Consider the following 20,893-nt stretch of genomic DNA (forward strand, 5'->3'; position numbering starts at 1 on the left):
GTGATTCGCTGCCAGGAAAGCGACCAGGGGGGAAACCGTGGCGCTGAAGCACGAGCCGACCACGCCGTCCCACTCGACCCAGGAAGCACTGCGCGTCCTGGAGACGGTGGCGCGGCACTCCACCGGTGTCACCGACGCCGAACTCGCCCGCCAGACCGGCCTCGCCGGGGAGCGCCTGACCCCGCTGCTGCGCATGCTGCGCCGCGAGGGCTACGTCGAGCAGGTCGCCGACGGGGCGTATGTCACCGGCGACGCCCTGACCCGTCTGGGTTCCGCGCACCAGCGCGAGCAGGCCCTGCGCGACAAGCTCCAGCACACGCTCGACCGGCTCCGCGACTCCGTCGGCGCGGCCGTCTACATCAGCCGGTACGTGGACGGCGAGGTCACGATCACCCAGTACGCCGACGGCCCCGCCACGCCGTCCGTCAACGAGTGGGTCGACTTCCGCTACTCCGCCCACGCCACCGCGCTCGGCAAGAGCCTGCTCGGTCAGCTCGACCACAACGGCCGGCGCGACCACCTCTCCCGGCACAAGATGGCCCGGCTCACCTCGCGCACCATCACCAGCGACAAGCTGCTGCTCTCCCGCCTGGAGTCCCAGCCGCCCACGGTCCCGGTGCTCGACCTCCAGGAGTACGCGATCGGCACGGTCTGCGCGGCCGTCCCGATCACCGCCGGCTCCACGGCGGGCTGCCTGGCCCTCTCCCTGCCCGTCGCCCACGCCCACCGACTCCGCCAGGCCGCCGAGACCCTGAACAGGAACGCGGCACCGGTACTGCTGTCGCTGGCGATCTAGGACCGGCCGTAGGGCCTGCCCGGCCGACGGTCAGAAGCACCCCTGAGAACCGGGTAGTATTTTCTCCGTCGCCAGCCGCCGCAAGCGGAGGGCGAGAGTCATGCGCCGCTAGCTCAGTTGGTTAGAGCAGCTGACTCTTAATCAGCGGGTCCGGGGTTCGAGTCCCTGGCGGCGCACAGATGAAGGGCCTCTCGTGGAAACGAGGGGCCCTTCGGCTTGCTCCCCGACCTGCCCGCCGGCTTGCTCCCCGACCTGCTCCGCCGCCTCCCGCTCCGTGAGCCTGCGGTAGACGGACTCGCCCGGCGGTCGCCACCACACCGGATCGGCGCACCGCACCCCCTCCCTCCGCAGCAGCGCCCGGTGGATCTTGTTCGTGGCCGTGACGGGCATCCGCTCCACCACCCGCACGAACCGGGGCGTCATCTTCGTCCCCAGGTCGGGCTGGGCGAGCAGGAACTCGGCGAAGCCGAGCGGATCGAAGGTCCCGGCCAGCGTCGCCATCACCTGGTCCCCGGTCACCGGGTCCGGCACCGCGTAGACGGCGACGGCGGCCGCCCCCTCATAGCGGGCGAGGATGTTCTCGATCATCGCGGCGGCCAGGTTCTCGCTGTCGACGCGGAGCCGGTCGTCGGTGCGGCCCGCGAAGTAGAGGAAGCCGTCGGGGTCGCGGTAGAAGAGGTCGCCGGTCCAGTACTCGCCGTCGGCCCGGCGTCGCTCCGCCTCCGCCGCCGGGTTGCGCCAGTAGCCCTCGAAGGGGTTCGGCCCCCGGTTGACCAGCTCCCCTATCGCCTCGTCCCCGTTCAGCAGCCGGCCGCTCGCGTCGAGAACGGCCGGCGGACACTCGGCTCCCGTCTCCGGGTCGAGGACGACGAGCCCGGGTACCGCCCGTCCGACCGCCCCCGTCGGCGTCCCCGGCGACCACTGCACGGCCGCCCCGCCCTCCGACGAGCCGTAACCCTCGACCAGCCGCACCCCGAACCGCCGTTCGAAGGCCGCCGCGTCCACCGCCCCCGCCTCGGTGCCGAAGCCGAGCCGCAGCACATGGTCCCGGTCCTCGGGCCCCGGCTCGGTGGCCAGGACGTACTGGATCGCCCGGCCCACATACGTGAAGTACGTCGCCCGGTAGCGCCGGACGTCCGCCAGGAACCGCGACGCCGAGAAGCGCCGCCGCAGCGCCACCCCGGCCCCGGCCGCCAGCGCGGGCGCCCAGTCGGCGATCACCGCGTTGCCGTGGAACATCGGCATACAGACGTAGTGGACGTCGTCCGGGCGGACGGAGAACTGCCCGGCCAGCGAGCGCCCGGCGGCGGCCAGCCGGCCCTGGGTGCAGATCGCGGCCTTGGGCGCACCGGTCGAGCCGGAGGTGAAGTAGAGCAGCAGCGGGTCGGCGGGCCTGGCGCGGGAGGGGTCGGGGCGGGCGTCCGCATACGGGGCGAGGAGTGCGTCGTACTCCTCGGTGCCGGTGATCAGCAGGCGGACCCCGGGCAGGTCGAGGCCCCTGAGGAGGGCGAGATGGGCGGGCTCGGTGATCAGCAGTCGGCACTCGGTGTGCAGGATGTCCCGGGCCAGTTCGGGGCCCCGCCGGGTGGGGTTGATCCCGGCGACGGCCGCGCCGGCGAGGGCCGCGGCGGACAGCCAGAGCGGGAACTCCGGGGTGTTGTCGAGCAGCGCCCCGAGGTGCGCCGGCCCCTCCCGGGGCAGCAGCTCGGCGAGCAGCGCCGCACGGGCGGCGGCCCCGGCCGCGATCTCGTGGTGGCTGAGGACCAGGTCCTCGAACCACAGCCCCGGACGGTGGTCGTCCCACCGCACTGCCAGCAGTTCCGCGACGGACTCCATGGCTGCGCAGGGTAGCTGACGGTCCGTCAGATGTGGAGGGTGGGCGAGTCGTGGATCCGCCACCGTCGCGGGGCCTACGGCATGAAGTCGTCCGTCTCGGCGAAGATCCAGTGGGCGGTGACCATGAAGAAGACGCAGAAGGCGATGAACACGGCGAAGAAGGCCACCAGACAGCCGGTGCCCGCGAGGAGCCTGCCGCGCCCCGGCGTGAGGGCCGTGGCGCTCTCGGGACGGTCCGGCGTGTAGTACACGGTGACGATGTCGCCCTCGACGGTCGTGCCGGGACCGCCGCCCTCGTCGAAGCGGAAGGGCCGCCCGTCCCTCGTGGTGAACTCGTAGACGTGGTGCAGAGTGGTGTGCACCGAGGTGTCGCCGCCACCGCCGCTCGTGCTCGTGTACGCCCGTAGACAGCGGCCCTCGGCCGTGATCCCGCTGTTCCAGGCCGCGCTGACCTGCCGGGCACGGCCGAGGGTCCGGTAGAGCATGAAGACCGCGCCGGCGATCATGATCAACGGCACGATGTAGAACAAGGCTTCCATGAGCTCCCCCGATGTCCTGACGCCGACCTGGTCATGTCGGCGTGCAGGGAAAGTACCCGCGCGCGGGCCCGGAGGAGCTCAAGGGATGCTCAGAACACTCGGAGCGCTCAGAACGCTCAGAACGTGACGTCGGAGCAGGCGTAGAACGCATTGGTGGTGTCGGCGATCGTCCACACCGCGACGATCATGTGACGTCCGCTGAGCCCGGACGGCAGCGTGCCGCTGTGCGAGAGGGTCGAAGGGGGCCGCTGACCGTTGTAGGGCACGGTCAGGAACGGGGTGAGGTTGAGGTCGGAGCGGGCCAGGTTGTGGTTCTGGTTCCAGCCCGTCTTGGTGACGTAGTACTTGAAGTCGGTCGTGGCGTGCATCGCGGTGAACTGCCAGCGGAACGTGTAGCTCTGGCCGCCGGTCACCTTGGTGGTGGGCCATGCCCCGCCCGAGGGGGTCTTCGGGCTGTCGAGCTGGGCGAAGCGCGTGTTGTTGCCGGAACAGATCCGGCCGTCCGCCGCGCCGGAGCCCGGGAAGCCCTTCGGGCCCTCGACGCTCTGCGGTTCCCACTGGATGTCGCCGCAGTTGGTGACGGAGCCGTTCTGGCAGAGCTTCTGCCGGCTGATGGGGAGGTCGGTGTAGCCGTGGCCGCTCGCGCCCCCGGCGGTGAGCACGAAGGCTCCCGCCGTGGTGAGCCCGAGCGCGGCGGCGTACCACTTGGTCTTTTTGCGCATGCTGCCGCTCCTGGAGAACGTGGGGAGTTCAGTGAGGAGTTCCTGCGGAGCTCCTGCGGGGCTCCGCAGGCTGTGCGCGCGCACGCTTGCAGGTCTAGACCAAGTCTCAGGTTATGGGCGTTTCTTGAACATGTCCATACCAATCACGGGACCCGATTCAAGGGGTCTGCTCCTGCCGTCCCGAGCAGAAGGCGACCGTCAGGTCCTTCACCAGCGCCTTGCGCTCGTAGTCGTCGAGCTCCACGAGCCCCCGCATGGTCAGCCGCGTCACCGTGTCCTCCACCGAGTCGACGACCGACGTCAGCACGGTCGCCCGGTGCTGGGCGTCGAGCGCCGCGATCCGGCGGCGGTGCATCGCGGCGGCGACCTCGGGGGCGTACTCGACCCGGACCGGCCGCACCGAGAACACCTCCAGGCCGATCGCGCCCGCGTCCCGCGCGACCAGCCGGGTCAGCGCCTCCCCCGCCGCCTCCGCCGAACCCCGCCCGGCCCCCGGCGTCTCCACCGGGATCCGGGCCAGCGCCGCCTCGACGCACTCGCGCAGATACGTCTCGTGGTCCTCGAGGCCGAGCGTGGCCCGCGCGGTGTCCCGCACCCGCCACACGACCAGGGCCACCACCCGCAGCGCGACCCCGCTGCCGTCGGCGGCGGGCATCGGCTCGCTGCGCCAGTGCCGCAGCCGCACGTCCACCCGACGGCGCAGCAGCAACGGGTTCACCCACAGCAGACCGGTGCGCCGCACGGACCCCCGGTAGCGGCCGAACAGACCGAGCACCCAGGCCCGCCCGGTCCGCCCCCGGGCGAGGCCGCCGAAACCGAACAGTCCCAGCGCGCCCGCACCGGCGTAGGCCGCCCACTGCTCCGGGCCGAGCCCGGCCCCCGCGAGCTCCGGCAGCCGCAGCGCCTGCACCGCGAGCGGCGGCAGCACCCCGGCCCACCACGAGGCGGCCACGCACCCGGCCGCCCCGCAGGTCCCGGCCAGCACGCCCGCCGCGCCGGGCAGCACCCGGGCCGGCCGCTCGACCAGGTCGGGGTCGACCTGCGCCACCGGCCGGGGCTTGGCCTGCATCGGCCGGCGCAGCCGCGGCTGCTCACCGGTGCTCGTCCGGCTGCCCACCACGGCGGGCCCCAGCGGCACCGGCCGCGGCTCGGGTTCGTCGCGGAAGAGCAGGTGGACGGGGATCTCGGTCGTCGCCTCGTTCTGGATGAGCCGGGTGGGCCTGGTGGGCCCCTCGGGCTCGGGCGTCTGTGAAGTGGTCGTGTTCATTGCGTGCCTCCAGCCTCCGCGCCAGATACGCCATGAGTGCGAGTGGAACTACAGGGGCGAGTGATTCAGCGAGTAACTCACCAAGTGGTTCGGCGAGTGGTTCGGCGAGTCACTCAGCAGGTGGTTCGGCGAGTGACTCTGCAGGTGGTTCGGCGAGTGGTTCAGCAAGCGGTTCTACGAGAAGAGCCGACGCCAGGTCTCCGGGCCCGGGTAGCCGTCCGCCGCGCCGCCGCGCCAGCCCTGGGCGCGCTGGAAGGCCTCGACTCCGCGTCGGTCCGGCTCGCCCCAGCGCGGCCCCGGACCCGTCGTGTAGTACTTGCCGAACCCTTTCTTCATCAGCTGCCGCCCCAACTGCGTGACGTAGGGGCTCTGTGCGCCGGGCCGGAACACACCCCGGCCCGGGTACGGGGGAACGCGCGACGCCGAGGGAGGGACGGGCGCGGTAGAGGCGGGCGGCCCGGCCACACCGGTCGCCGCGATGTTCCTGCCCTGGCCGGTGACCAGCAGCGACCAGGTCCTCGGGCCGGGCAGGCCGTCCGCGTCGGCGCCGCTCCAGCCCTGGGCCCGTTGGAAGGCCTGGGTGGCCCGGCCGTCGGCGTTCGACCAGCGCGGGCCGGGTCCCGCGGGGTAGAAGCGCCCGCCGCCGCGCTCGATGAGGAGCTTGCCCAGCAGGGTGACGTACGGGTTGTTCGCGCCAGGCCCGAAAGCGCGCCGCCCCGGGAACGGCGTCGTCGTCGCGGCGGCCCCGGAGCCGGGCCGGAACCCGCCACCGCTCCCGCTCCCGCTCGCGCTCACGCTGTTGGTGTTGGTGTTGGCCACCTGCTGCGCGGTGCCCGGCGCGGGCGTCGTCAGGCCCTTGTAGCGGTAGGGGATGTAGCGGCTGGAATTGCTCCAGTACGCGTATGGCGTGGCCTGACGGCGGGTGGTCGGACGGGTCTGCTCATAGACGATGTAGTAGCTGTGCGTGTAGTCCGTCCAGCCGCCGAAAATGACGACGTGCGAGCCTTTCTCGGGGTCGGACGGATTGTGGAACAGCAGAATGTCGCCGGGCTGGAGTTCCTTCCTGGAAATGCGCGTCCCGTACTGGTGGAGACTGCCCGTCCACTCGTTCCCCGGCAGGTTCCAGGCCATGGAGACGAAGCCCGAGCAGTCCTGCCGGTAACCGTCGTACCAGTAGGTGCTCATGCTGTACGGCACCTGCGCCGAAACCCAGTCCTTGGCCCTTTTGATGATGTCCGACCGGGTCGTCGGGGGCGTTCTGACCGGTCCCGCGAGCCCGCCGGGCCGGGCCGGCTGCCCGGCCGGGCCGTGCAGCGGCGCCTTGCCGCCCTGGGGAGTGTCGGGCTCGTCACCTGCGGGAACGCGGGGCCGGTCGGGGGTCTGCGGGGCGGCGAGGGCGGGTGCCGCGTGGGTGGCGGCAAGCGCTGCGGCCGTCGCGGTGGCGACGACCAGGGCTCGGTGGGCGGCCGGGCGGCCGCCGAACGGGGCGGGCGGCGAATTCGGGATCGTCCGCCGCCGCGATACGCATCCGGGGCAGTCGCAGTCGCTCTCGGGATCGAATTCCTCGAATACCGGAGTCTCCATGCGATTCCCCTCACACTCCAGATGAAAATGTCCGCGCCTGTGCACGTTCGCCAGTTTCTCAACTGTCTTCCCGACGCGCATGCTGACGGTCCGAATGATGTACGCGACACCCGCCCGGCCCAGTGGCGGCCCGGAGCGGGGGCCAGGGGCTCGGGGCTCGGGGCGCGTGGTCCTGGGCACCGTCGAAGGTCCTGTAGAGTTGTCGCGTCAGCAGGCGCCGCTAGCTCAGTTGGTTAGAGCAGCTGACTCTTAATCAGCGGGTCCGGGGTTCGAGTCCCTGGCGGCGCACAGACACCGAAGGCCCCTCGCGAAAGCGAGGGGCCTTCGGCATTGTCGGCTTTCTTTCCGCTCCCGCGGCTCGGGTGCCTTCCGTAGGGCCGTCGCCATCTAGGCCCCGGCGTACATCCGTTCTAGAGTCGACTGGACGGCCCCGACCTGTGGCGGGCCCTTCACCTACCGTGACTTCGCAGCCTCCCGCGCCGGACGCCGGGTTACTCCCGCAGCCCGGGCGCGCGCGGTCGAGGACCGGTCCGGTCGGCGGTTTCGGGGGAGCGGGCCGCTGACCGGGCCCGGTAGCCGCGGAGTCGGCGCTAGACGGCCGTGCCGGTCAGGTATGCCGAGACGATCACGTTGGCCGTGTAGCTGTGGCTGACCCGGTCGAAGGCGCCGCCGCAGGTGATGAGGCGCAGTTCGGCGCGGCCCGACTGACGGGTTCCGTAGGCCTGCTGGGCGTCGAAACGGTCGCGCTGGACGACCGTGACGTCGTCCACGGTGAATTCGGCGACCTTGCCGTCGTCCCGGACCACCCGTACCGTCTCGCCGGCCTTGAGCGTGCTGAGCTTGTAGAAGACGGCGGGTCGGGTCTCGGTGTCGACGTGCCCGACCAGCAGGGCGGTGCCCTTGGCGCCGGGTTGCGCGCCGTCGGCGTACCAGCCGACCACGCCCGCCTGGTCGAAGGGCGGTGGGTCGACAGCCCCCTCGGGGTCCAGGCCGCGGGCGACGACCGGAGCCTGCACCCCCAGTTCGGGTATGTCTATGCGCTGCGGCAGCGCCTGCCCCAACGGCTGGGCGGCGGGCGGGAGTTCGACGTCCGGCGGACGGCCCACCGCGGCGATGTCGCCGGTGGCCGGGGCGGATACGCCATGCCGTACGTCGGTCACCTCGCGCCCCCACAGCCACAGCCCGAGCAGCAGCATCGCCCAGGCCAGGCCCGTGAGGAAGCGACCGGAAGAGCGTTCACGATCGGACATGGCTCAGTCCGCCCTGTTTCTCCGGCGCACCCCGCGGAACACGACGGCGGTCGCGGCGACGCCCACGAGCACCAGACCGATGACCGCCTGCACGGTTCCGGGCCCCCGGCTGTCCACCCGCACCCGGGCGTCCTCGGCGGCGGCGGCGAGCGGGGCGGTGCCGCCGCCGCCGGCGTGGACCGGGGCGACGGGGGTGGCGGGGGTGGCGGGGGCGGGGGAGATGCCGGGGGAGGTGCCGGGCGGGGTCAGACCGTCCGACTCCGGCAGTCCGGGAGACGTCGGCCCGACGACCTTGATACGGCCCTTCACCTTGAGGTCGACGCAGGTGATCTGCACGTCGTAGGTGCCTGCCGTGATCGAGGAGCGGACCTGGGTGTCGCCGGAGAGCGTGCCGCCCGAGCCGACGAGCTGCGCGTCCGCGACGAAGACGACGGAGACCGCGGTGGCCGTCCTGCCGCCGCAGCCGCTGACCTTCAGCGTGATCTGGGAGCCGGGTGCGGGCGTGGACGGTGTGACCAAGATGCTGCCGGCTCCGTCCGCGCCGCCTTCGCCCGAGGCGTAGGCCGTGGGGATGAGCACCGCGGCGGCGACCGCGACACCCGTACAGAGAGTGACTTTCAGTGAACTCATCGTGAACCTCCAGCTATCTGGAGACTCCCCCGCCCCGAGCCGATGCGCACCCTCAGGCGGGGTCTCGCTACTCCGTACGGGTCTGCTTCGCTCCGTGCCGGGTTTCGGATCCGCCCGTGCCGGGTTCCGGATTCGTCCGTGCCGGGTTTCGGATCCGTCCGTGACGGGTTCCGGATCCGTCCGTGACGGGTTTCAGATCCGGTCGACGAGGTCCGCGATCGAGTCCACGATCTTCGACGGACGGTACGGGAAGTTCTCGACCTGCTCGGGCCTGGTCAGACCGGTCAGCACCAGGTAGGTCTGCATCCCGGCCTCGATGCCCGCCAGCACATCGGTGTCCATGCGGTCGCCGATCATCGCGCTGGTCTCCGAGTGGGCGCCGATGGCGTTCAGCCCGGTGCGCATCATCAGCGGGTTGGGCTTGCCCGCGAAGTACGGGTTCTTGCCCGTCGCCTTGGTGATCAGCGCGGCGACGGCTCCGGTGGCCGGCAGCGGGCCCTCGGTGGAGGGGCCGGTCTCGTCCGGGTTGGTGCAGATGAAACGGGCGCCGTCGTTGATGAGCCGGACGGCCTTGGTCATCGCCTCGAACGAGTAGGTGCGGGTCTCGCCGAGGACGACGTAGTCCGGCTCGTGGTCGGTGAGGATGTAGCCGATGTCGTGCAGCGCGGTGGTCAGGCCCGCCTCGCCGATGACGTACGCCGTACCGCCCGGCCGCTGGTCGTCCAGGAACTTGGCGGTGGCCAGCGCGGAGGTCCAGATGTTCTCGACCGGCACGTCCAGGCCCATACGCTGGAGGCGGGCCTGCAGGTCTCGCGGGGTGTAGATCGAGTTGTTGGTCAGGACCAGGAACGGCTTGCCGGAGTCACGCAGCTTCTTCAGGAAGGCGTCGGCGCCGGGGATCGGCACGCCCTCGTGGATGAGCACACCGTCCATGTCGGTGAGCCACGACTCGATGGGCTTGCGGTCTGCCATGTGCGGGATCTCCCTGCCGTACGCGAGTACGCGGTCGTTGCGTGTGTACGCGGTCGTTCGCGTGTTCGCGGTCGCTGCGTGCGCCCCACCCTAATCACAGGCCGGATCTTGTGGGAATGGCCGGTTTCGGACCGTCCACGGGCTGGGACGTGGGCAGGGCGTGGGCAGGGCTCGGCCCCGGTTCAACGGCGTCGGCGGGCCAGGAGGACAGCCGCGCCCGCGGCGAGGAGACAGACGGTGCCGGCGATGAGGGCGGCGGGTGAGGAGAGGCCGGTCATGGCGAGCTCCTCGGCCTCCTCGGCGAGGGAGAACCGGCCGGTTTCCGTGGCGGAGGGGGTGGGGGTGGGGGTGAGGGTGGGGGGAGCGGTGGGGTTCTCGGCTGCGGCGGGGGCGGACTCGGAGGCGGCAGGGTCGGGGACAGCCGGGGCGGGATCAGGCTCGGGGTCGGGGTCGGGGTGCGGGTCGGTCTCGACGGCGAAGCGGTAGTCGTTCGACTGCCCGATCCAGTCGCCGTCGTCACCGTGCCGCTGGACGACGGCCGCGTTGGCGGTGACTGCGTTGGGCACGGTGTCCGAGGTGAGGGCCAGGCGCAGCTTGACGGTGAGGGTCCGACCGGGGCCGACGGTGAAGCCGGGGAAGGGGGGAAGGCCGTCGGGTTCGGCGTCGGGGTGGTCGGAAGCGTGGTCGTCCACGTCGTCGTCGGTGAACGCTCCGACCAGTTCGTCGTCGTCCGTGGGCTCGAAGCGGACCGGGTGTGGTTGTCCGTCGGCGTAGAACTCCAGGCGGGGCTGGGTCGGCTTCAGGGCTCGTTCGGCGTCGACGAGGACGACGACCGGGTGGATCTCGGTGCAGGTACGGCGGGTGGTGTTGGTGAGGTCGAGGTACCAGATGCCGTATCCGCCCCCGGCCCGGTAGGAGTCCGGGCCGCCGTGGAGGCGCGTGGTGAGGGGGAAGCCACCGGCTTCGGGGCCCGAGCAGCTCGGGCCGGCTTCCGCGTGCGCGGGCGCGGGAAGGAGGGCGGCGGCCGCGGCAAGACAGAGGGAGACAGGCGGGCACAGTCGCATGAACACGTGAGCCTGCCGGAGGAATCGGCACAAACAGCAACGGCACACCGCACGACCGTACGAATCCCCTCGTTCAGTCGTACCCCCTCCGGGGGGCGGGGTCGGCACGCGGGGGCGACCTGGGGTCGGGGCAGCACGGGGCGGAGGGCACGGGGGCAGGGCGAGGCGGAACAGGGGCGGGGACAAGGCGGAGCGGAACAGGGCGCGGGCCGGGTCGGGCAGGGGCGGAACGGCGATCGCTGCCGCGGCGCGGAGGTGCCATGAGCGCGGCTCGCGGTGGGGGCGCGAGCCCGACACGGAGGTGGCGTCAGCCCTGGCCGGACGACGAGAGCCCCACACCGAGGCGGCGCGAACCCGGCACCCAGGCGGCGCCGACCCTGGCCGGACGGCGCCGGCGCGGAGGCGGCTTGAGATCCGGGCGGCAGCGTCAGCCCTGGTCGGGGCAGCGTGGGCGCGGCGCATGAGGCGGTGTCCGCCCCGGCCGGGGCGGGGCGGGGCGGGACCGGGACGTGCGGTCGGGCTGGGGTGGGGGTAGCCGGGGGTCAGCCGTCGGGTCTTCCGAATACCGGGGCCAGGAGGAGTTGGGCCGCTCCCTCCGCCACGCCGCGCGCTCCGCCGGGGGCGAGGCGTACCGGTACGGCGGCCTGCGACGACCCCTCGCGGCGGGCGCGGGCGTCGAGGACGGCCGCGACTCCGCGGACGAACCGCTCCGGCGCCGCCGCGATCGTGCGACCGCCCAGCAGCACCGCGTCGATGTCGAGCAGACCCGCCAGGTTCGCGGCGCCCTCGCCGAGCACGCGTGCCGCCTCGGCCACGTCCCCCCGGGCGAGGGCCGCGAGGCACAGCGCCTCGATGCAGCCGCGGTTGCCGCAGGGGCAGGGCGGCCCGTCCAGCTGGATGACCTGGTGGCCGAACTCCCCCGCGCCGGTGCGCGCGCCCCGGTGCACGGTCCCGCCGATCACCAGGCCCGCGCCGAGGCCCGTCCCGAGGTGGAGGCAGGCGAAGGAGCCCTGCTCGCGGCCGACGCGTTCACCACCGCCCTCCTCACCAAAGCTCTCCTCACCACCGCCCTGTCCGGCGATGCCGTGCCCGGCACCGCCATGCTCACCGACGCCGCGCTCACCGCCGACGGCGAGGCGGAGCGCGGCCGCGTTGGTGTCCTTGTCGACGACCACCGGCAGGCCGAGCCGCGCCGCCAGCACGTCCCGCAACGGGAACCCGTCCCACTCGGGGAAGCCGGTGACGCGGTGCAGCACCCCGCGGGCATGGTCGAGGGGGCCGGGGAGGGCCACACCGACGCCGAGGAGGGACGACGCGACGGCCCCGGCGACACCGGTCGACCGGATCGAGGCGTCCTCGACGGCCTCCCCCACCTCCCGCACCACCGCCCCCAGCACGGCCTCCGCCCCCGCGCCCAGGAACAGCGGGACACACCGCTCCCCCACCACCCGCCCGTCGAGGTCGGCCAGGACCACCCGCAGCTCGTCCCGGTCGAGGTGGACGCCGACCGCATGGCCGGCCTCGGGGACCAGTCGCAGCACCGTGCGCGGCTTGCCGCCGGTCGAGGCGCGGCGGCCCGCCTCCGCGGCCAGCCCCTCGTCCCGCAACCGGGCGGTGATCTTGCTGACGGCCTGCGGGGTCAGCCGGGTGCGCTCGGCGAGTTCGAGGCGGCTGATGCCGTCCGGCCCGGCCGACCGCAGCAGATCCAGCACCAGCGCGGTGTTGTGGCTGCGCAGGGCCAGCAGGTTCACGCCGGTCGTGCGGTCCGGGCGATGCGCGCCCTCCGTGCCGTCCGGGCGGGCGCCTCCGTTCCTCAGGTTCACGCCCCCATTCTCTCTCCTGCTTGCACTTTGGCAACAGCGTTGCGAAAGTGGAGTTCATGAGTGCTACTCCCCTCCGCGTGGGCCTGATCGGCTACGGCCTCGCTGGCTCCGTCTTCCACGCCCCGCTGATCGGCGCGACCGAGGGCCTCGCCCTCGACGCGGTGGTCACCTCGAATCCCGAGCGGCAGGAGCAGGCCCGCGCCGAGTTCCCGGACGTCCGGGTCACTGCCACGCCCGACGAACTGCTCGCCCGGGCCGACGAGCTGGACCTGGTCGTCATCGCGTCCCCGAACAAGACGCACGTCCCGCTCGCGACCGCCGCCCTGAAGGTGGGTCTGCCGGTCGTCGTCGACAAGCCGGTGGCCGGGACCGCGGCCGAGGCCCGGGAGCTGGCCGCCCTCGCCGAGGAGCGCGGGCTGCTGCTCTCCGTCTTCCAGAACCGCCGCTGGGACAACGACTTCCTGACCCTGCGCCGACTGCTGGACGAGGGCGAGCTGGGCGACGTGTGGCGCTTCGAGTCCCGGTTCGAGCGGTGGCGGCCACTGCCGAAGGGCGGCTGGCGGGAATCCGGCGATCCCACAGAGATCGGAGGTCTCCTCTACGACCTCGGCAGTCACGTCGTCGACCAGGCACTGGTCCTCTTCGGCCCGGCGGCCTCCGTCTACGCCGAGGCGGACATCCGTCGGCCCGGCGCGGAGACCGACGACGACACGTTCATCGCGATCACGCACGCGAACGGCGTCCGCTCCCACCTCTACGTCTCCGCGACGACCGCCCAACTCGGCCCGCGTTTCCGGGTGCTGGGCTCGAAGGCGGGATACGTGAAGTACGGCCTGGACCCGCAGGAGGCGGCGCTGCGGGAGGGCGAGCGCCCCGCCGGCCCGGCCGATTCCGCCGACTCCGCCGCCTGGGGCACGGAGCCGGAGGAGCTGTGGGGCCGCCTCGGCTCCGGCGAGTCCCCGCTGACCGGCGGCGGAGAACCCGTACGGACCCTCCCCGGCGACTACCCGGCCTACTACGCTGCGGTGGCCAAGGCACTGATCGACGGCGGCCCGGGCCCGGTGACCGCCGTCGAGGCGGCCGCCGCCCTCGACGTACTGGAGGCGGCCCGCCGTTCGGCACGAGACAAAGTGGCGGTGACGCTGTAATGGGCACCCACGAGATCACCCCGAAGTTCACCCCGGAGATCACCCCGACCCTGGAGGAGCTCCAGGGTCAGGAACGGCGACTGGTCTTCCGCCAGTTCACCCACGACGACGCGTGGGCGCTCGGCTCACTGCTGGTGGAGCTGGCCCGCGAGCGCCAGGCGCCGGTCGCCGTCGACATCCACCGCTCCGGCCAGCAGCTCTTCCACGCGGCCCTGCCCGGCTCGGCCCCGGACAACGACGCGTGGATCGCCCGCAAGCGCCGGGTGGTGGAGCGCTTCGGCGCCTCCTCCTACCTGGTGGGCGCCCGCTGCCGCGCCAAGGGCACGACGTTCGAGGACTCCTCCCGCCTGGACCCCGACACGTACGCGGCCCACGGCGGCTCCTTCCCCATCAACGTGGAGGGCGTGGGCATCGTGGGCGCGGTGACGGTCTCGGGCCTGCCCCAGCTGGAGGACCACCGCTTCGTGGTCGAGGTACTGGAACAGTTCCTGGAGAAGTACCTGGGCTGACGCGCCCCTTCAGGGGCGCGGGGAACTGCGCGACCAGCCACCGACGGCCTTGGCCTCGACGAACAGCCGCAGTTCCCCGGCCCCCACAGCGGAGTGCTTACGCGTCCTTGAATTCCTGGCGTTGCCTGCCCAACCCGGAGATCTCCAGTTCGACGACATCCCCCGCCCGCAGATACGGCTTCGGCTCAGGCGCCCCCAGCGCCACCCCCGCCGGCGTCCCGGTGTTGATGACGTCCCCGGGGTACAGCGTCATGAACTGGCTGACATACCGCACGACCTCCCCCACCGGGAAGATCTGCTCGGCGGTCGTCCCGTCCTGCTTCAGCTCCCCGTTGACCCAGAGCTTCAGGGAAAGCCCCTGCGGGTCGCCGACCTCGTCCGCCGTGACGAGCCACGGCCCCAGCGGATTGAACGTCTCGCAGTTCTTGCCCTTGTCCCAGGTCCCGCCCCGCTCGAGCTGGAACTCCCGCTCGGACACGTCGTGCGCGACGGCGTACCCGGCGACATGCGCGAGGCCTGCCTCCGCCGACTCCAGGTAGCGGGCGGTACGTCCGATGACGACCGCCAGCTCCACCTCCCAGTCGGTCTTGGCGGACCGGCGAGGAACGAGCACGGTGTCGTACGGTCCGACGACCGTGTCCGCCGCCTTGAAGAAGACGACGGGCTCGGGCGGCGGCTCGGCCCCGGTCTCACGGGCGTGGTCGTGGTAGTTGAGCCCGATGCACACGATCTTGCCGATCCGTGCCAGCGGCGGCCCGATCCGCAGCCCGGTCGCGTCCAGCGCCGGCAGCTCCCCCGACTCGGCGGCGGCCCGGACCCGGCCGAGCGCGGCCTCGTCGGCGAGCAGCGTGCCGTCGACGTCCGGGACGACCCCGGAGAGATCCCGCAGAATCCCCTCGGGGTCGAGCAGCGCGGGGCGCTCCGCTCCCGGCGTACCGACTCGCAGCAGCTTCATGGTGACTGTCTCCCTCGATCGCGAGCGCCGTCCGACGGGTGCAGCCATCGGATGACTGGTCGATCCTCCAAGCTGGACGTCCGCTCCGCAATACCCGGTTCACGTACTGGACCGTCACCGGCGCCGCCCGGTCCCGCAAACGGTCCCGCAACCGGTCCCTTCGCCAGTCCCGTCACCGGTACAGGAATGCCCGTTCGATCGCGCTCCATGTCGTGCTGGTGATCACGTACAGCGCCGCGGCCAGTGGTACGACGGCCACGGTGACCAGCGTGAAGAAGGACAGGAACGGCATCACCTTGGCGACCGTGCCGAGCCCGGGCACGTCCGGACCGGCGGCGGGCTGGGGCAGCGGCGTCCGCTTCGCCCGGACGAAGTTGAAGGACGCGACGGCCGCGACGACGGCGAACAGCCCGAGGTAGACCAGCCCGGCCGCGCCGAACATCCCGCCGCCGGTCAGCGCGTCCGTCCAGCGGTCGCCGAGGGGCGCGGCGAACAGCTCGTGGCTGAGCAGTTCGTTGCTCGCGCCGCCGATCGAGGAGCTGGAGAAGAGGTGGTAGAGGAGGAAGAAGGCGGGCAACTGGCAGAGGCTGGGCAGCAGTCCGGACAGCGGCGACACCTTTTCCTCGGCATGCAGCTCCAGCACGGCCCGCTGGAGCCTCTCGGGGTTCTTGGCGTGCTTCTTGCGCAGTTCGGCGATCCTCGGCTGCAACGCCGTCCGGGCCTTCTGCCCGCGGGCGGCCGCCCGGGACAGGGGGTGGACGAGGAGCCGTACGAGTGCGGTGAACAGGACGATCGCCGAGGCCGCGGCGGCGGCGCCGAACAGGGGCTGGAGCAGGTCGGCGAGCTGCTCGACCAAACTGGCGAAAACGGACATGGGTGAGGAGCCCTCCGGGGGTCTCGTCGTGCCGGACGTCGACTTCGTGGCGGCATGACGACCCGCGCGGGGTCACGGAGTTGAGCCGGGCAAGCCGGCGGAGGGTGCCCTACGCGACGGTCGTCGGGAGGGCGTGGCCGGGGGCCCTGGGGCGGGGCCGGCCCGAGGCGTCGGGGTCGCGTTGCGGCAGGAAGGCCGTCCGCCTGGCCCGGTCCCTGATGGCCGTTCGCACCCGGGTGGGCGGGACGGCGGGGGCGCTGCGCGCGGCGACGAGCGTGCAGACGGCGAGCGCGGAACCGGCGGCGGCGGTCGCGGCGAGCGCGACGGCGGCGGAGAGGCCGCCGGCGTCCAGCAGCAGGACGTCCACGAGGAGGACGAACAGGAGCAGGGCGGGGCGCGGCACGAACCGACTGCGCGTCACGTTCCCTCCCCTCCGTCCAGCACAGAACCGAGTACGGAATCCCCTACAGGATCCAGCGCAGAACCGACTGCTGCCTCGGTCCCCAGTCCTCGGTCCCCAGTCCTAGGTTCCTCGGTCCTCGGTTATACCTGACCGGCCTGGCCCGTATCGAGCGGCTCCAGGAGCTTCTTCGGCTTCAGCAGCGCGCGGCTGACCGGATCCGCCGGGTCGGGGTCGGCCCCCGGTCCCGGCACCATGAGGACGTCCGGGACCGGTACGACAGTTCCGCAGACGGGACATTCGCCGTACGGGCCGAGCTCGGTGCCGCAGTCCGCGTGCCGGAAGATCCGCAGCTGGGCCTCGCCGAAGTGCTGACGGCCCCACAGTCCGAGCGAGCGCAGGGTCGGCCACAGGGCCGTGCCGCGGTCGGTGACGACGTACTCGTCGCGCGGCGGGGACTGCTGGTACCGGCGCTTCTCGAGGATGCCCTCGGCGGTCAGCGCCTGGAGGCGGGCGGCCAGGACGGCGCGCGGGATGCCCAGGTGGACGAGGAAGTCGTTGTAGCGCCGGACGCCGTAGAGCGCGTCGCGGACGACGAGGAGCGTCCAGCGCTCGCCGACGATCTCCAGTGCCCGAGCGATCGAGCACTCCTGTGTCGCGTAGTCCTTGCCGAGTGCCATGACGTCCACTGTAGCCAGTTTCCGACCTTAGGTTCAATGAACGAACCTACCGTGCTAGCCTTCCGTGGCATGAGTGGGTTCATTGAACGAACTAAGGTTCCGGAGCGCGACGCGCGGGCCGAGCGGGGTGCGCAGGGCGTGCGGGGCGTGCGGGGCGTGCGGGGCGTGCAAGGCATAGGGGCCGAGCCGGCGCCCGCGTCCCGTCCCGGCGCCACCCTCGCCGTGACCAGCGCGGCCACCGCCCTCGCGCTGATGACCTACACCGCCCCGGCGGTCACGCTCGTGGACACCGCCGCCGAGCTGCACACCGCGCCGTCGGCCCAGGCCTGGCTGCTGAACGGCACCCCGCTGGGACTGGCCGCGGTGCTGCTGGTGGCGGGCAGCCTGGCCGACGATCACGGCCGCCGCCGGGTGTTCGTATGGGGGACGCTCGCCCTCGCCCTCACCACCCTGCTGGGCGGCCTCGCGACGACGACCCTGCAGTTCACGCTGACCCGGGTCGCGCAGGGCGCGTCCAGCGCGGCGCTGCTCGCGAGCAGCCTCGGCCTGCTGGTGCACGCCTTCCCCTCCCCGCGCGACCGGCTGCGGGCGACCGGGGTGTGGGGGGCGTTCGTCAGCGCGGGCATCGCGGTGAGCCCGCCGCTCAGCGGCTCGCTGCCCGACTGGCGGCTGGTCTACTGGCTGCTGGGCGCGGCCACCCTGCTGGTCGCCGTCGTCGCCTCCCGCGTCCTGACGGAGTCCCGCTCCCCGCGCGGCGGCCGCCCGGACCTGCTCGGCGCGAGCGCCTTCGGAGCGGCGACGGTCGCCCTGATCGCGGCGCTGACCCTCGGCCGGGACGGCTGGCTGCGGGCGCCGGTGGGGCTGTTGCTGCTGGCGTCGGCGGTGCTGCTGACCGCGTTCGTGCTGGTGGAGCGGCGGACGGCGACCCCGATGATCGACCTGGGCCTGCTGCGCAGAGCGGACTTCGTCGCCTCCTCGCTCGGCGGGCTGGTGACCGGCCTGGCGGTGATCGGCCTGTTCACCTTCCTGCCGACCGTGCTGCAGCGGACGCTCGGCATGTCCCCGATGGCCACGGCCTGGCTGTTCCTGCTCTGGTCCGGCCTGTCCTTCGTCGTCGCCCTCCAGGCCCGCCGGCTGGCCGGCCGCGTCGCCCCGCGCACCCAACTCGCCCTCGGCTTCGCCCTGCACGCGGTGGGCACGCTGACCCTGCTCGGCGCGGTGGACGCGGGTTCCTGGCGCCGGATGCTGCCGGGCCTCGTCCTCGCGGGCATCGGCAGCGGCCTGCTGAACGCCGCGCTGCCCCATCTGGCGGTGGAGTCGGTGCCGACGGCCCGGGCGGCCATGGGCTCGGGGGCCCAGCAGACGCTGCGCTACGTCGGCTCCTGCGCGGGCGTGGCCCTGACGATCGCCATCGCGACCGGCACCGGCGGCGGCCTCGCCCACGGCGCGGACCTGGCGATGACGGTGTCCGCGGGACTGGCGACGCTGGGCGCGGTGGGAGTGATGGCGGTACGGGGGCGGGGGTGACGCGGGGCGCGGAGGCGGAGGTTACGCCGGTGCGGGGTGACGCGGGGCACGGAGGCGGAGGTTACGCCGGTGCGGGGGTGACGCGGGGCGCGACGGACCCCGACCGGCTTGAGCGAAACCAGCTTGTATCAAGGGTTTGACACAAGATCCCGCCCACGGCATCTTGTACTCACCCTTTGATACAAGAGATACAAGTGCTCACCGGGGGATCCGCCATGCTCGACACCGTCTCGCCCGAAAGACTCCTGGCCCGTGCCGACCTCTGCGCCCGCTGGGCCGGGCTCGCCCTGGGCTTCGTGGTCGTCCAACAACTGCTCACCATGGGCGGCGACGAGCTCGCCATGCCCTTCGTCTCCGCCGTCACCGCCTTCGGTCTGTGCGCCGTCGGCGGGGTCCTGCTCGGCGACTCCCTCACGCCCGCCCCGCAGGAAGCGGTCCGCACCGCCGGTCTCGCCCCGCGCCGGGTCCGGGACCACGTACCGCCCCGCATGGCCCCGCTGCTCGTCTTCCAGACGGCCTGCATCGTCGTCCTGCTGACGATCGGGGCCGCCGCGGCCTCCCCCGACAGGTCCGGCCGGACGGGCCGCAGCCTCGCCGTCACCTGCTCCACCGTGACCAGACACCTCGGCCCGTGGCCCGGCCTCTACTACGCCGCCCCGGTCCTCGTCTCCCTCACCCTCGGCACCGCCGCCTGCGTCTGGTCCCTGCGCCGAATCGCCCACCGCCCCGGGGACAACCAGCAGCGCCACGACCGCAGTTGGGCGATCACCGGAGCCTGGGGACTGCTGGTCTCCAGCCAGCTGCTGCTCGTCGTCGGGATGATCGCGAGAGTGCTGTTCTACTCGAAGTGCGCCGGAATGCTGGGCAACGTCACGGCCCTGGTGATCTACCCCCTCGGCCTGCTGAGCCTGTTCGCCCTCGGGTGGTCCCTGTTCACCATCGTCGCGCCCCGGGCCGTGGACGATGAGTGAACCCGCCGTCCGCGTCGACACCACCAGCCAGGTGCCGCCGTACGAGCAGATCCGCGCCCAGCTGGCCTCGCTGATCGTCACCGGCCGACTGGTGGAGGGTGAACGCCTGCCGACCGTACGACAGTTGGCCGCCGACCTGGGCCTGGCGCCGGGCACGGTGGCCCGCGCCTACCGCGAACTGGAGGCCGCCGAGCTGATCCGCACCCGCCGGGGCGCGGGCACCCGGGTCGCGGCCCTCCCCGCCGAACCCCAGCACCCCGACGCCGACCGGCTCACCACCCTGGCCCGCGACTTCACCTCGGCGGCACGCGCCCTGGGCGCCGGCACCGAGACCATCCTGAACGCGGTCCGAGAGGCTCTGGAGCAGCGGTCATAGGTCCGGGAAAAGCGGCCGTCCGGGAAAACCGGCTGTCCGGGAAAACCGGCTGTCCGGAAAGACCGGCTCAGGACTTCGGCTTCGTGGAGGTCAGTTCCCCCCAGACCACCAGCCGATAGCGCGAGGTGTACTCGGGCGTGCAGGTGGTGAGGGTGAGGTAGCGGCCGGGGGCGTCGTAGCCGTAGGCGGGCTTGGTGAGGGAACGGGGTACGGGCCGGATGACACCCGAGTCGCGGGGTGAGGTCTGCGGCAGGATCTCGTCGACGGTGTAGGTGTAGGTCGCGTTCCTGGTCTCCACCTCGACCTTGTCGCCCTTTTTGAGGCGGTTGAGGTACCGGAAGGGCTCACCGTGCGTGTTGCGGTGTCCGGCGACCGCGAAGTTCCCGTTCTGGCCCGGCTGTTGGGTGCCGGCGTAGTGGCCGACGTACCCCTTGTTGAGGACCTTCTGCTTGCTGGTGCCCTCGGCGACGGGGACCCGGAGGTCGAGGCGGGGAATGCGGAGGACGGCGTAGGCCTGGGACGACTGCCGACTGCCGCCACCGGAGTCGACTCTCGTGCCGCCGCCACCGCCACTATCGCTGTCACTGTTTTTCTTGCTGTCGCCGGCGTTGTCGCCACTGCCGTCGGTGCCGGTATCGGTGTCGGCGTCGGGGGCTGCCTCCCACTCCCGTTCCAGCGCCTCGACCCGCCGCTCGGCGCCGTCCTTGGCCTCCCGGTTGGTCCACCACAGCTGATGGACGACGAGGAGCAGGACCAACACCCCGGCGGTGACGAGGAGTTCCGCACCGCTCCAGAGCACCCGCCGGTACCGGGCGCGCCGTCGCCGGGTGCTGTGCTGTACGAGGGGAATGCGCACGCGGGCACGATAAGGGCAAGAGAACGAGGTCTCCAGAGCGGCACCCGTACGACCTGGCCGTTCGCCCCCTCGAACCGGTGCGGAGCCAGATACGGAACCGGGTGCGGAGTCAAC

At 72.4% G+C, this 20,893-nt stretch carries 21 protein-coding genes and 2 tRNA genes; 8 read left to right on the forward strand and 15 right to left on the reverse strand.

Going from position 1 to position 20,893, the window contains the following annotated elements; all coding sequences use genetic code 11:
* Window positions 1-37 precede the first annotated feature (37 nt).
* On the forward strand, window positions 38-796 hold the full coding sequence (locus ABZ725_RS27065) for an IclR family transcriptional regulator C-terminal domain-containing protein (RefSeq protein ID WP_358805156.1): 759 nt from the start codon (window positions 38-40) through the stop codon (window positions 794-796).
* Window positions 797-898: 102 nt separating this feature from the next.
* Window positions 899-972, forward strand: a tRNA-Lys gene (locus tag ABZ725_RS27070).
* On the opposite strand, the gene ABZ725_RS27075 is transcribed toward ABZ725_RS27070, so the two are convergent.
* The 5 genes from ABZ725_RS27075 to ABZ725_RS27095 form a co-directional block, all read right to left on the reverse strand.
* On the reverse strand, window positions 938-2,632 hold the full coding sequence (locus tag ABZ725_RS27075; protein WP_358805157.1) for an AMP-binding protein: 1,695 nt from the start codon (window positions 2,630-2,632) through the stop codon (window positions 938-940). The two genes, ABZ725_RS27070 and ABZ725_RS27075, sit on opposite strands and share 35 nt — an antisense overlap.
* A gap of 74 nt (window positions 2,633-2,706) precedes the next feature.
* Window positions 2,707-3,171 carry a DUF3592 domain-containing protein gene (locus ABZ725_RS27080; RefSeq protein ID WP_358805158.1) on the reverse strand — a complete coding sequence of 155 codons (465 nt, stop codon included), beginning with the start codon at window positions 3,169-3,171 and terminating at the stop codon, window positions 2,707-2,709.
* Between the two features lie 116 nt (window positions 3,172-3,287).
* On the reverse strand, window positions 3,288-3,893 hold the full coding sequence (locus ABZ725_RS27085) for a lytic polysaccharide monooxygenase (RefSeq protein WP_351906787.1): 606 nt from the start codon (window positions 3,891-3,893) through the stop codon (window positions 3,288-3,290).
* 157 nt (window positions 3,894-4,050) lie between these two features.
* The gene (locus ABZ725_RS27090; protein WP_358805159.1) at window positions 4,051-5,160 is read right to left on the reverse strand and encodes an SPFH domain-containing protein; all 1,110 of its coding nucleotides are present in this window, start codon (window positions 5,158-5,160) and stop codon (window positions 4,051-4,053) included.
* Between the two features lie 174 nt (window positions 5,161-5,334).
* Window positions 5,335-6,744: a peptidoglycan-binding protein gene (locus tag ABZ725_RS27095; RefSeq protein ID WP_358805160.1), complete on the reverse strand. Its 1,410-nt coding sequence runs from the start codon at window positions 6,742-6,744 to the stop codon at window positions 5,335-5,337.
* A gap of 214 nt (window positions 6,745-6,958) precedes the next feature.
* Here ABZ725_RS27095 and ABZ725_RS27100 point away from each other — a divergent pair.
* A tRNA-Lys gene (locus tag ABZ725_RS27100) sits at window positions 6,959-7,032 on the forward strand.
* 302 nt (window positions 7,033-7,334) lie between these two features.
* Here the strand turns inward: ABZ725_RS27100 and ABZ725_RS27105 are convergent.
* From ABZ725_RS27105 to ABZ725_RS27125, 5 genes are all read right to left on the reverse strand, one after another.
* A complete protein-coding gene (locus ABZ725_RS27105; RefSeq protein WP_358805161.1) occupies window positions 7,335-7,994 on the reverse strand; it encodes a class F sortase in 660 nt (219 codons plus the stop codon).
* 3 nt (window positions 7,995-7,997) lie between these two features.
* Window positions 7,998-8,624 (reverse strand): hypothetical protein, encoded by a 627-nt coding sequence (locus tag ABZ725_RS27110; RefSeq protein WP_358805162.1) that lies wholly within the window; start codon window positions 8,622-8,624, stop codon window positions 7,998-8,000.
* A 192-nt stretch (window positions 8,625-8,816) separates the two neighbouring features.
* The gene (locus tag ABZ725_RS27115; RefSeq protein WP_358805163.1) at window positions 8,817-9,596 is read right to left on the reverse strand and encodes an HAD-IIA family hydrolase; all 780 of its coding nucleotides are present in this window, start codon (window positions 9,594-9,596) and stop codon (window positions 8,817-8,819) included.
* Window positions 9,597-9,778: 182 nt separating this feature from the next.
* Window positions 9,779-10,660 (reverse strand): LPXTG cell wall anchor domain-containing protein, encoded by an 882-nt coding sequence (locus ABZ725_RS27120; RefSeq protein ID WP_358805164.1) that lies wholly within the window; start codon window positions 10,658-10,660, stop codon window positions 9,779-9,781.
* Window positions 10,661-11,202: 542 nt separating this feature from the next.
* Complete coding sequence (locus ABZ725_RS27125) at window positions 11,203-12,411, reverse strand: ROK family transcriptional regulator (protein ID WP_358805308.1); 1,209 nt, start codon at window positions 12,409-12,411, stop codon at window positions 11,203-11,205.
* 128 nt (window positions 12,412-12,539) lie between these two features.
* On the opposite strand from ABZ725_RS27125, the gene ABZ725_RS27130 reads away from it, so the two are divergent.
* Window positions 12,540-13,631: a Gfo/Idh/MocA family oxidoreductase gene (locus ABZ725_RS27130; protein ID WP_358805165.1), complete on the forward strand. Its 1,092-nt coding sequence runs from the start codon at window positions 12,540-12,542 to the stop codon at window positions 13,629-13,631.
* Complete coding sequence (locus tag ABZ725_RS27135) at window positions 13,631-14,140, forward strand: heme-degrading domain-containing protein (protein WP_358805166.1); 510 nt, start codon at window positions 13,631-13,633, stop codon at window positions 14,138-14,140. The genes ABZ725_RS27130 and ABZ725_RS27135 overlap by 1 nt, the downstream gene beginning before the upstream one ends.
* 97 nt (window positions 14,141-14,237) lie before the next feature.
* Here ABZ725_RS27135 and ABZ725_RS27140 read toward each other — a convergent pair whose 3' ends face one another.
* The 4 genes from ABZ725_RS27140 to ABZ725_RS27155 all read right to left on the reverse strand — a co-directional run bounded on the left by ABZ725_RS27140 (window position 14,238) and on the right by ABZ725_RS27155 (window position 17,049).
* Complete coding sequence (locus ABZ725_RS27140; RefSeq protein ID WP_358805167.1) at window positions 14,238-15,095, reverse strand: fumarylacetoacetate hydrolase family protein; 858 nt, start codon at window positions 15,093-15,095, stop codon at window positions 14,238-14,240.
* Between the two features lie 172 nt (window positions 15,096-15,267).
* Window positions 15,268-15,969, reverse strand: coding sequence for a YidC/Oxa1 family membrane protein insertase (locus tag ABZ725_RS27145; RefSeq protein WP_358805168.1), 702 nt, complete (start codon window positions 15,967-15,969; stop codon window positions 15,268-15,270).
* Window positions 15,970-16,078: 109 nt separating this feature from the next.
* Window positions 16,079-16,390, reverse strand: a complete 312-nt coding sequence (locus ABZ725_RS27150; RefSeq protein WP_351911707.1) for a DUF6412 domain-containing protein — start codon at window positions 16,388-16,390, stop codon at window positions 16,079-16,081.
* Between the two features lie 122 nt (window positions 16,391-16,512).
* On the reverse strand, window positions 16,513-17,049 hold the full coding sequence (locus tag ABZ725_RS27155; RefSeq protein WP_351911708.1) for a helix-turn-helix domain-containing protein: 537 nt from the start codon (window positions 17,047-17,049) through the stop codon (window positions 16,513-16,515).
* Between the two features lie 69 nt (window positions 17,050-17,118).
* On the opposite strand from ABZ725_RS27155, the gene ABZ725_RS27160 reads away from it, so the two are divergent.
* From ABZ725_RS27160 to ABZ725_RS27170, 3 genes are all read left to right on the forward strand, one after another.
* A complete protein-coding gene (locus ABZ725_RS27160; RefSeq protein WP_358805169.1) occupies window positions 17,119-18,576 on the forward strand; it encodes an MFS transporter in 1,458 nt (485 codons plus the stop codon).
* A gap of 215 nt (window positions 18,577-18,791) precedes the next feature.
* A complete protein-coding gene (locus tag ABZ725_RS27165; protein ID WP_358805170.1) occupies window positions 18,792-19,547 on the forward strand; it encodes a hypothetical protein in 756 nt (251 codons plus the stop codon).
* Window positions 19,540-19,923 carry a GntR family transcriptional regulator gene (locus ABZ725_RS27170; RefSeq protein ID WP_351911711.1) on the forward strand — a complete coding sequence of 128 codons (384 nt, stop codon included), beginning with the start codon at window positions 19,540-19,542 and terminating at the stop codon, window positions 19,921-19,923. The genes ABZ725_RS27165 and ABZ725_RS27170 overlap by 8 nt, the downstream gene beginning before the upstream one ends.
* Before the next feature lie 67 nt (window positions 19,924-19,990).
* Here the strand turns inward: ABZ725_RS27170 and ABZ725_RS27175 are convergent, their stop codons facing one another.
* Window positions 19,991-20,779 carry a class E sortase gene (locus tag ABZ725_RS27175; RefSeq protein WP_358805171.1) on the reverse strand — a complete coding sequence of 263 codons (789 nt, stop codon included), beginning with the start codon at window positions 20,777-20,779 and terminating at the stop codon, window positions 19,991-19,993.
* Window positions 20,780-20,893: the final 114 nt, after the last annotated feature.

The sequence above is a fragment of the Streptomyces sp. NPDC006872 genome, from assembly GCF_040635845.1.
Classification (GTDB): domain Bacteria; phylum Actinomycetota; class Actinomycetes; order Streptomycetales; family Streptomycetaceae; genus Streptomyces.